The sequence below is a fragment of the Bacteroides sp. 2_2_4 genome, assembly GCF_000157055.1.
GTDB classification, from domain to species: domain Bacteria; phylum Bacteroidota; class Bacteroidia; order Bacteroidales; family Bacteroidaceae; genus Bacteroides; species Bacteroides ovatus.
In genome coordinates this window covers 520,002-529,955 of the sequence record NZ_EQ973359.1, presented here as the reverse complement: position 1 = coordinate 529,955, position 9,954 = coordinate 520,002, and the positions used below count along the sequence as shown (strand labels likewise).

General features: G+C 38.4%; 14 protein-coding genes and 4 tRNA genes. 14 read left to right on the top strand and 4 right to left on the bottom strand.

Annotated features, from left to right (window positions below; genetic code table 11):
- Positions 1-36: 36 nt before the first annotated feature.
- From zwf to BSCG_RS14755, 3 genes are read left to right on the top strand one after another with little or no spacing between them, the layout of a single operon-like run.
- The gene (gene zwf, locus BSCG_RS14745) at positions 37-1,533 is read left to right on the top strand and encodes a glucose-6-phosphate dehydrogenase (protein ID WP_008775957.1); all 1,497 of its coding nucleotides are present in this window, start codon (positions 37-39) and stop codon (positions 1,531-1,533) included.
- Positions 1,530-2,261, top strand: a complete 732-nt coding sequence (pgl, locus tag BSCG_RS14750) for a 6-phosphogluconolactonase (RefSeq protein ID WP_008643902.1) — start codon at positions 1,530-1,532, stop codon at positions 2,259-2,261. The genes zwf and pgl overlap by 4 nt, the downstream gene beginning before the upstream one ends.
- Positions 2,262-2,301: 40 nt before the next feature.
- On the top strand, positions 2,302-3,252 hold the full coding sequence (locus tag BSCG_RS14755) for a Dyp-type peroxidase (protein ID WP_008022078.1): 951 nt from the start codon (positions 2,302-2,304) through the stop codon (positions 3,250-3,252).
- 35 nt (positions 3,253-3,287) lie between these two features.
- Here the strand turns inward: BSCG_RS14755 and BSCG_RS14760 are convergent, their stop codons facing one another.
- Complete coding sequence (locus BSCG_RS14760; protein ID WP_004314093.1) at positions 3,288-3,500, bottom strand: hypothetical protein; 213 nt, start codon at positions 3,498-3,500, stop codon at positions 3,288-3,290.
- Between the two features lie 310 nt (positions 3,501-3,810).
- Between BSCG_RS14760 and BSCG_RS14765 the strand changes: the two genes are divergently transcribed.
- Positions 3,811-4,005 carry a hypothetical protein gene (locus BSCG_RS14765; protein WP_032849497.1) on the top strand — a complete coding sequence of 65 codons (195 nt, stop codon included), beginning with the start codon at positions 3,811-3,813 and terminating at the stop codon, positions 4,003-4,005.
- A 38-nt stretch (positions 4,006-4,043) separates the two neighbouring features.
- On the opposite strand, the gene BSCG_RS14770 is transcribed toward BSCG_RS14765, so the two are convergent.
- The 3 genes from BSCG_RS14770 to BSCG_RS29990 all read right to left on the bottom strand — a co-directional run bounded on the left by BSCG_RS14770 (position 4,044) and on the right by BSCG_RS29990 (position 6,196).
- Entirely contained in the window at positions 4,044-4,562 is a 519-nt protein-coding gene (locus BSCG_RS14770) for a hypothetical protein (RefSeq protein WP_008775955.1), read from the bottom strand.
- Between the two features lie 8 nt (positions 4,563-4,570).
- Positions 4,571-5,440 (bottom strand): DUF4747 family protein, encoded by an 870-nt coding sequence (locus tag BSCG_RS14775; protein WP_008775954.1) that lies wholly within the window; start codon positions 5,438-5,440, stop codon positions 4,571-4,573.
- A gap of 375 nt (positions 5,441-5,815) precedes the next feature.
- The gene (locus BSCG_RS29990; protein WP_008775953.1) at positions 5,816-6,196 is read right to left on the bottom strand and encodes a helix-turn-helix domain-containing protein; all 381 of its coding nucleotides are present in this window, start codon (positions 6,194-6,196) and stop codon (positions 5,816-5,818) included.
- Positions 6,197-6,359: 163 nt separating this feature from the next.
- Between BSCG_RS29990 and BSCG_RS14785 the strand changes: the two genes are divergently transcribed.
- The 10 genes from BSCG_RS14785 (at position 6,360) to BSCG_RS29970 (ending at position 9,766) form a co-directional block, all read left to right on the top strand.
- The gene (locus BSCG_RS14785; protein WP_175285323.1) at positions 6,360-6,668 is read left to right on the top strand and encodes a hypothetical protein; all 309 of its coding nucleotides are present in this window, start codon (positions 6,360-6,362) and stop codon (positions 6,666-6,668) included.
- Between the two features lie 15 nt (positions 6,669-6,683).
- The gene (locus BSCG_RS14790) at positions 6,684-6,920 is read left to right on the top strand and encodes a hypothetical protein (RefSeq protein ID WP_008775951.1); all 237 of its coding nucleotides are present in this window, start codon (positions 6,684-6,686) and stop codon (positions 6,918-6,920) included.
- Between the two features lie 274 nt (positions 6,921-7,194).
- Positions 7,195-7,328, top strand: a tRNA-OTHER gene (locus BSCG_RS29985).
- 573 nt (positions 7,329-7,901) lie between these two features.
- Positions 7,902-8,099, top strand: a complete 198-nt coding sequence (locus BSCG_RS14795; protein WP_008775949.1) for a hypothetical protein — start codon at positions 7,902-7,904, stop codon at positions 8,097-8,099.
- A gap of 115 nt (positions 8,100-8,214) precedes the next feature.
- The gene (locus BSCG_RS14800) at positions 8,215-8,409 is read left to right on the top strand and encodes a hypothetical protein (RefSeq protein ID WP_008775948.1); all 195 of its coding nucleotides are present in this window, start codon (positions 8,215-8,217) and stop codon (positions 8,407-8,409) included.
- Between the two features lie 13 nt (positions 8,410-8,422).
- The gene (locus BSCG_RS14805) at positions 8,423-8,686 is read left to right on the top strand and encodes a hypothetical protein (protein WP_008775947.1); all 264 of its coding nucleotides are present in this window, start codon (positions 8,423-8,425) and stop codon (positions 8,684-8,686) included.
- On the top strand, positions 8,683-8,862 hold the full coding sequence (locus BSCG_RS14810) for a hypothetical protein (RefSeq protein ID WP_008775946.1): 180 nt from the start codon (positions 8,683-8,685) through the stop codon (positions 8,860-8,862). Before BSCG_RS14805 ends, BSCG_RS14810 begins: the two co-directional genes overlap by 4 nt.
- Positions 8,863-9,191: 329 nt before the next feature.
- Positions 9,192-9,289, top strand: a tRNA-OTHER gene (locus BSCG_RS29980).
- A 227-nt stretch (positions 9,290-9,516) separates the two neighbouring features.
- Positions 9,517-9,583, top strand: a tRNA-OTHER gene (locus BSCG_RS29975).
- A gap of 100 nt (positions 9,584-9,683) precedes the next feature.
- Positions 9,684-9,766 (top strand) — tRNA-OTHER (locus tag BSCG_RS29970).
- Positions 9,767-9,954 lie beyond the last annotated feature (188 nt).

Sequence of the window (9,954 nt, the reverse complement as noted above, 5' to 3'; positions counted from 1 at the left end):
CCATCTCAAAACAGAAATTAAAACAACTCTTGAAAAATGGATAAATTTGCAATGATAATTTTCGGTGCGTCGGGTGATCTGACCAAGCGTAAGCTGATGCCCGCTCTTTACTCCCTCTACCGTGAAAAGCGGTTGACCGGAGAGTATTCTATATTGGGTATCGGGCGTACGGTCTACTCTGACGATAACTACCGTTCCTATATATTAGAAGAACTGCAACAGTTCGTAAAGTCCGAAGAACAGGACACAGCTCTGATGGCTTCGTTTGTCTCCCATCTTTACTATTTACCGATGGACCCGGCAAAAGAAGAAGGTTACCCGCAACTCCGCCAACGTCTGGTCGACTTGACTGGTGAGGTAGACCCGGACAACCTGCTGTTCTACCTAGCCACTCCGCCGTCACTGTACGGAGTAGTGCCCTTGTACCTCAAAGCTGCCGGACTCAACACCCCCCATTCACGTATCATCGTCGAGAAACCTTTCGGTTATGATCTCGAATCGGCACGTGAACTGAATAAAACGTATGCTTCTGTTTTCAATGAGCATCAAATTTACCGTATCGACCATTTTCTTGGTAAGGAAACAGCCCAGAATGTACTGGCTTTCCGTTTTGCCAACGGTATCTTCGAACCTCTCTGGAACCGTAACTATATCGACTACGTAGAAATCACAGCCGTAGAAAATCTGGGTATCGAACAACGTGGCGGATTCTATGAAACGGCAGGTGCACTGCGGGATATGGTGCAAAATCACCTGATCCAGCTCGTAGCCCTTACGGCTATGGAACCGCCCGCTGTTTTCAATGCTGACAATTTCCGCAACGAAGTGGTGAAGGTCTACGAATCTCTCACCCCGTTGAATGAAGTGGATTTGAACGAACATATCGTTCGTGGACAATATACAGCCTCCGGCAATAAAAAAGGCTACCGTGAAGAAAAAGGAGTGGCTCCCGATTCGCGCACGGATACTTATATTGCCATGAAACTGGGCATTAGCAACTGGCGCTGGAGTGGCGTTCCGTTCTACATTCGTACAGGTAAACAAATGCCGACGAAAGTAACGGAAATCGTCGTTCATTTCCGTGAGACACCTCATCAGATGTTTCATTGTGCCGGTGGCAACTGTCCGCGGGCTAATAAATTGATTCTTCGTTTGCAACCGAATGAAGGAATAGTGCTCAAAATCGGAATGAAAGTCCCCGGCGCAGGTTTTGAAGTGCGCCAGGTGACGATGGATTTCAGTTATGCGCAGTTGGGCGGCGTACCCAGTGGCGACGCTTATGCCCGTCTGATAGACGACTGCATCCAGGGTGATCCGACTTTATTTACTCGAAGTGACGCAGTAGAAGCCTCATGGAAATTTTTCGATCCGGTACTCTGTTATTGGAAAGACAACCCCGACGCACCTCTCTACGGTTATCCCGCAGGTACGTGGGGACCTTTGGAAAGCGAAGCGATGATGCATGAACATGGGGCCGACTGGACGAATCCTTGTAAGAATTTGACGAATACAGATCAATATTGTGAATTATGAAACTATCAGTTTTTCCCTCATCTATTGAAACTTCACGAGCATTGATACTCCGCTTGGTGGAAATCATGAATGAAGAGCCGGACAGAGTGTTCAATATCGCAGTCAGCGGTGGCAACACACCTGCTCTGATGTTCGATTTGTGGGCGAATGAATACATGGAAATTACCCCGTGGGATCGTATGCGGATTTATTGGGTGGATGAACGTTGTGTGCCTCCCGATGATTCGGACAGTAATTACGGAATGATGCGCAACCTTCTTTTGGGTTTGACTCCTATTTTGTATGAAAATGTATTCCGTATTCGTGGAGAGGCGAAGCCTGCGAAAGAAGCGGTTCGCTATTCGGAGTTAGTCCGGCAGCAAGTGCCGCAAAAGCGTGGCTGGCCCGAATTTGATATTGTACTGTTGGGGGCCGGAGACGACGGACACACGTCTTCCATCTTTCCCGGACAAGAAGATTTGCTGACTTCAAACTCTATTTATGTAGTCAGCGCCCATCCCCGTAACGGGCAGAAGCGCATCGCAATGACGGGATACCCCATTCAGAATGCCCGCTATGTCATTTTCCTGATTACCGGAAAAAATAAAGTCGACGTAGTAGAAGAAATCTGTAATTCGGGAGACACTGGTCCCGCAGCCTATATAGCTCATCACGCGCAGAATGTAGAGCTATTTGTGGATAAAGCGGCTGCCGCATATATTGACGATAGTAATAAAAAAATGAATTAGAACTGTTTCGTTGACGAAACTAACAGAAAAAAAGAAAAATATGAATCCTTATCAAAATTCATTTGGAGGTAATATCCCGCAGGACGTAGCCGGGAAACAAGGTGAAAATGTCATTTTTATTGTTTATACTCTAAAAGATACTCCCGAAACTCTTGATAAAGTAAAAGATGTATGCGCTAATTTCTCGGGCATGATTCGCAGCATGCGTAATCGTTTCCCCGAACTGATGTTCAGTTGTACGATGGGCTTTGGCGCCGATGCCTGGAGCCGTCTTTTCCCGGAAAAGGGAAAGCCGAAAGAACTGAACACTTTTGAAGAGATCAAAGGCGGAAAGCACACGGCAGTCTCTACTCCGGGCGACATCTTGTTTCATATCCGTGCAAAACAGATGGGGTTGTGTTTTGAGTTTGCTTCCATCATTGACGAGAAGCTCCAGGGCGTAGTTGAACCTGTCGATGAAACTCACGGTTTCAGATATATGGACGGCAAGGCTATTATCGGCTTTGTAGACGGAACAGAGAATCCGGCAGTTGATGAGAATCCTTATCATTTTGCGGTGGTAGGAGAGGAGGATGCTGATTTTGCAGGAGGAAGTTATGTTTTTGTACAGAAGTACATTCACGATATGGTTGCATGGAACGCTCTGCCTGTGGAAGAACAGGAGAAAGTGATCGGTCGTCGTAAGTTTAACGATGTCGAGCTGTCTGACGAGGAGAAACCTCAAAATGCGCATAATGCCGTCACTAATATTGGTGATGACCTGAAAATTGTACGTGCCAACATGCCGTTTGCCAATACGTCTAAGGGAGAATATGGCACATACTTCATCGGTTATGCAAGTACGTTCAGTACGACCCGGCAGATGTTGGAAAGTATGTTCATCGGCAATCCGGTAGGGAATACCGATCGTTTGCTTGACTTCAGCACAGCTGTAACAGGAACGCTTTTCTTTGCTCCTTCCTACGATTTGCTGGGAGAATTGGGCGAATAAAAAAAGAAAAATAAGAATAAAAGATTGGAGGAGGATTACACTTTGGTAATCTCCTCCACTATATATTGATCTTTCACTCTCCTGCAGGTACATACAAAGTATTCCGGATGTTTCAGGGCTCCTTCTAAAGTATCAGGAAGAATCATCTCTTTGGTACGTCTATCCATTGCCACCGTTGCATATAGAATACCCTCTTTTTCGCATCTCTCAATTAATGCATTTTTTAGTTCTTCTACGCTATATTCCATTTGTGTGAGACTTTATCGCTGCAAAGTTATGGAAAATATGTATATTTTGTGCAATAATATTCCTGTAATATATAAAAATAGCTCCCTAGTTCGTCCGCCGACGAGGGAGCTATCAACACAAAAACTAAACTAGACACATTTTTGGAAATCTAGTTGTATATTCTGTATATCAATTATATAGTCCTGCTTTTTTTTATGGTTCGACCATAATTCGACCATTTGCTGTTTTATGTACTATCAAGATTTTTGAGTTTCATGTTTTATATTACTTTAAATATTATATTTGCGCATCACTAGAATTGATTATCGTATGTTCAAGAGAATAAAGCCTATTTCAAAAGCCTCATTGGAAGGAATCGTTTACCAGATAAGATACCTTACAGGCGAAAAAAATGTTACTGATGAAGCACTTGTTTGGCATTTGCAAAGGATCTTATCCGAAAAAGGAATTCCTGTCGACTATATTTCTTCTCCCAAACCATGGGAATGGAAGAAGAGAATATGATTACTTTTTTCCACATTTTCTTTGAACAGAACTGTATTTTAAGAAAGTAATGCAGCCTTGCTTAAATTATATATGTTTATAACTATATCCTTCATGGACCATATAGAATATAATAGAAGGTAAAGTAACAAGAATGATGCTGTATTATTAACATAATCGCTATATAAAAATTGGATGTTTAGACTATGTATATATTTAAATATAATACTAAAAAAAATACCAATAAACATAATAATCATACATACTACAAATGAGGAATTTAGTCCAGAGAGTAGTTTTATTCCTTCATCATCTTTTAAATCATTTAGTAGATTAGAGCAATATATAGATAATAAAATGGCATATGCAGCTAATACGAGTGAGACAATGGTAGGGATAATTCCAATACATAAGTCTATGATTGTACTTAATGACTGATATGATGGGATATCACTAAAGTTACCTATAATAATCATCGAAATAGAGAGAAGTATTGGTACTAAAGAATCTTTTAAAATATCTTTACTAGTATATACTTTAAAAATACTTCTCCATCCAAATTCATCTTTAGCATTCATGATTCTAGTTATTGATTATGCCCAAATATACTACATAATTCTGTGTATATCTTATTAAAATAATTTTTTTCTGTATCTTTAATTTCTATTCTCATAGGATAATCTTTTGTATCAATCTTGATCGGTTTTCCATTTTCTTTTTCTTGTACTCTAGCTATCATTGTACCGTTACTACGTGACATGTTGACTATTGCTTCGATTATTCCATCTTCTTCTTTTTTAAGAGGCTCTTCGTCTGTTCCTTCCATTTTGAATTTAACATTTCTTGGTCTTGCATCTTTTATTTTTTTGTCAAACTTTGCAATAAATCCTTCTGTAAAATCTTTATTTGAAAAAGTTATATCTGCATCAATTAAAAATATTTTATGTGCGTTTAAAACTCTTGTGATGATATCTCTACTTTTCTCTATATTAATATCAACAGCTCCATTACTAGCTGTTTCTGCAAAACTATGGGTAAGATATTTCATCACTTGATTTATACCGATTTTAGAGCTTATGCTGACTATTAATCGGTGCACTTTAGGGATAAAATATAGCTCTACCTCTTTTAGGTTAGCAACAATATCAGGATTAATGTCAATCTTTACCTGTGTTTTCGTTTTTTTATCATAAAAAGCATCTGGATTAAGAATATCATATGAAATTAATTTGATTAATAGCATTCTTGGGGTACCGTCATCCTCTAAATATTCGCTTTTAAGAAGCTGTTTTATACTGATATATCTATTACTATGTAATAATATGAGGGGATCTTTAGCATATAGTTGCTCAAATAATTTAACATATTTTTGTGGCGTTTGTTCGTATCTAGACTTGATGTTTATAACATACATTTTTCCGCCAATGATTCTTTTACTTTCTTTTGTCTGCTCCATGATATTGATTATTTATATGTGATTATTCAGTGTTTTTAGAGTTCTAAAGTATGCTAAGAACTACTGTTTTTGATAATGATGAGGTTTATTTTATTAATTTACAATGCAAATGAAACTAATGTGATTTTCTTCATTTTGTATTTATTTTATTTATTTCTTTTTCTTTTCCAGTGACCGTTTACATAGGTTCCATCCTTTTTTGTATATCCATCTACCCACTTATCCGGTCTGTCAGTTTGGCTTGAATTTATAGTATAGTGCAATAAGAATCAAGCTTATAATAACTGTTGTTATTGGATAGTTAAACAGTACTATAAAGTAAGTGATTACAAATGCTATTTTGAGTACTATAGTATAATATGTCCTTTTCACGGCTTATCCTATATTTCGTTCATTCTTCAACATAGCCAGTTCACCCTTTAATTTTTGGTTTTCTTCCAAAAGGCGTTGAGTAAGTACTGTCTTTTCATTGATTTCATCCTGCAAATTGGCTATGGTATATACAATACTTTTCAATTTGTCCATTCCTGGTTCTGTTTCTTCTTTTTGAATGAGCATGGAACCTGTTCCTCTTAACAACCATTCAGCGGAAATTTCCTCAAATGAGGATGAAATTGCTATTATTGTTGCAAGGCTAATTTCTCTTTTTCCTATCAGTTGATTATTAATAGTTGTGGGCTTTAATCCACACTTAATAGCAAATCCCCTCTCTGATAGCCCTGAATAGGTTATTACTTCTTTAATTCTGTTTATCATAATCAATCAAAAGTTAAATATCCACAAATGGGGATATAAAATAGGTTTTAAATTTTTATATATCCACATTTGAGGATATATTTGCATCATCAATCAATCAATACTCCAAAAGTATAAAAAATGATTGATAAAACAAATGTGAAACTCAATAAATGTGACAGATATGAAAAGATTTGATTTATCCGAAATAATGAGAAATGCTCATAGAACCTATAAATATTCAGGCAAGAAGCAGGGAAAAACTTTTGGAGAGGTTCTGAAAGCTACCTGGAGACTTGCTAAACTTCAAGAAAATTTCTCACAGGAAGCCATGAAAGCAAGAACGGATAAATTCTTATCAGAAAGAAACGAGGTAATGAGTAAAGCGGCTAAAGCTACAAGGCATGAGGGGTACAATAATCTTAATATACCTACTTCCGCTTACTACAACCCAAATAGTACTCATTACGGTGCACATTACGTCGGAGATTAATCAAATTATACAACAATGGATAAAAGAACCGAACTAGAAATACAGCGAGACAAATATGAAGCTGTGATTGAAGAACGAGACGCGTTGATCAACTCTTTGAGAGGTGAAAATGAAAAACTCAAACGAGATTTAGAATCAGAACGTGGATTTTATAGAGAGAAAGTTTCCCAATGTGATGATTTGAAGAAATTTATTGAATCGCAAAGAAACTTAATGGATATAGTTTTGAAGAACAACCAAAGTATTCTCTAACCCTCACTAAAGTCAAACCAAACCGCCGGTTATCCGGTACCCAGTCCGGTCTTTGAGCCTGCCTTTGAAAGGAGACTGGGAACAACAGAGAAGAGTTCTTTGACATATTGGTAAAATGGTGTTTTGGAAGCCGACACGTGCCGAAAGGGATTACTGACGTAGGCGGGCTTCTCAACGATATAATGCTGTGGTTAATGGTCAAGCCGTATCGTTGTAAAACTAAATCAGTTAGACGTTTGTCGGCAAATCGAGGTATTTGCTTTATGTATATAAAGGTGATGTAGCTCAGGCAGGTTAGAGCGCTGTGTGTGGTGGATGGTTGAGAGTTCGAGTCTCTCAAGAAATACTCTTAGCTTAACGGAAGAGCACCACAAGCAGAGGTCGGCGGTTCGAATCCGTTCATCACTTCAGTGTTTAATTGACGTTACAACTGCGTGTATATCTTATAAATTGCATAGGCTGTTAAACTAATAATAAAGAATAGAAATGAAATATAGGAAATTGATTCACAAATTGCGAAGAATATCTTGCGTGGTACGGCTGGCGTTGCGGTCATTTTGGAATTGTATAAGCTATAGAGGATATATTCTTCTACCCGTTTTTGAGCGTTGCGTATCATCACGTTGCTCATTGCTCGATTCTCGTATATGGTTATACACGAAAAAAGGATGGATAGTGCGTTTGAACATATTACCACCAATAGTAAAATTCGACTGCAAGCGTTGTTGGTTGAAAGATTGCTTAAAGAGACAAGTACAGCAAAAGTAGCGGATGCAACAGTCAACAGAGTGCTTTGGAGTCTGAAAGTCCATTCGATTTTTTTCTCTAAAGTTTCTTTGTAGTATGAAACTACTTTTTCTTCATTATTCATATTTTCTTGTTTTTTGATTTGACACTTCAAAAATAAGAAAATCCCCCGTTCCTTTTTTATTAGCGAATAATCTTGGAACGGGGGAAATTTATTAATCAATTAATAATCAAATGATTCAAGTAACAATTAAAAACGATAGGAATGAGAATTTGGAAGATGCCACATTCTCTTTACGTGTAGAGAATATGCCGATAAAATCAGCTAAAGTAGTAGCCGAAAAGCTTCCTGCTATGATACAGAAAGCTTTTTGGGATTATGCAGATTGTAAAGTCGGGTTTAATCGAGATAAAAAGAGAGATGATAAATAAATTTCTTCACTTAATTTTTGATTGTACACCCCAAAGTTAAGTAAATCCTCCGAATAAAGCGTGATGCTGCCGATCGAATTGGTTCGGGGGAGCTTTTATTTTAAAATCAATCAGTATGGAAAAAGAAAAGAGTATTATGTGCATTCTCCGTGAAATGGAGATTGATGACAAAAAAGACTTTCCCATTTCCAAAAGGGCGTATCTTTTGAATCTGACTTCTTACAGGCTAAAGGAGAAGGAGCCTGATAAAAAATGGGGTATTAAGTCTGATAGGAACAGCGGTATTGTCACAGTCACACGAGTTGAGTAAGTAATTAAAGCTTATGGAAACTATTAGAGGTGAAATGGCTGAAATATTGCTAGATAATATTCTCCGTCTGTTTTCTACAGAAACGTTTGGAAAAGATAAGTCTGCGTATTATGTAGGTGGGGAAAAGAAACTGATGAATCTTATAGAAGCGGGTAAGATTGAAAGTGATAAGCCCACTAATGTTCAAAATGGCAAATGGCATTGTAATGCTGCTCAAGTATTACTGCATTGCCGATGTGCGAGAAGGAAAGTCAAATCTAAAAAGCGGAAGAGATGAAAAAAATAAAATTCATTCATAACATTTTTACAGTAGTTGCCATATTGGTAGCTATGTATATAGGTGGGGGAATCGAAGCAACGAAAAGTGATATTACCTGGTCGTATATCATATTCTTTATAGTCGTTGCATTATTGGCTGTGAGATTCGACTATGAGGAAAGGAGAAGAATATAAAAATAGCCTGTGAAGGTCTGCATTGCTTAATTTTAGTATTTGTCATGTTTATTTAGCCCGGTTCGCCGGGCACTTGTCGGGGTAGCTCAGTTGGTTAGAGCGCATGGCGTACATTCTTGGGAGAAAAACAGAAAATTATAGGCGTTCTGAAGCCTTTCAGAATAATGAGTATGTTTCCAACGGTGTACTAGAAGTCGTTACATGAGGTCAGCGGTTCGAATCCGTTTCCCGGCTCAACTCAATCAGAGTTAAGTAACCCGTGAGGGGGAAAATTATGTTTGTATCAATAACAATCAATCAATGTAGCCAGAATCGTCTGGCTACGAATTGAAGGAATGGCGGAATTGGTAGACACAAGTATGCAGATAGATTGAAGAAAGTCATACATAGGTAATCTATCATCCCGGTTCGAGTCCGGGTTCCTTCACAAAGAATTTTTCTTTTTATGTTTAACTAATGTTGCCAGCGAAAAGGACGCTGTAGGGTTAAAGCCCCTGTTATTTGAGTTTTAATTGTTCTATACTATTCCGGTGTGCTTTGAACGGCTATCCGGAAGCAAGAAGCTCGTGAGAGTGCTATTTAATAGTTAATGTCGTGTTTTATTTTGTGTTTGTGTTATAGGTGAATGGTTCGTGAGAATAGTTCACTTAAAACGGATGGCTGGTGTAATTGGCAGCATACGCAGGTATGCGTGATGTGGGTTCGAGCCCCACGCCATTCACATTTCTGATCCTATTAAATTATAGTAGTTCATGAGTTTTGTTTTGTGTTTGTGATTGGGGTGTATGGTCTGTGAAGATAGTGCACCTTTTTAATTAATCGGGCGGATATGTATATCGTTGGCTGAAACTGCGGTGAGGTGCACCAATATTCCGTGAGACCGGTTCGACTCCGGTTCCGTCCACTAGCATTTACATTATGTATAAATCAGGGAGCCGTACACCCTTCAAGCGTAGCCGTTCCATAAGGTACATTGGATTATTCATTTTCTTATTTTCTGCCTGTACAATACCGTACAGGCAGTTTTTAACTACCTGAAAATGGCGTTAAAATGGCGAAGTTTCTGTTTGCTAAACTTGTCAATAACGATTA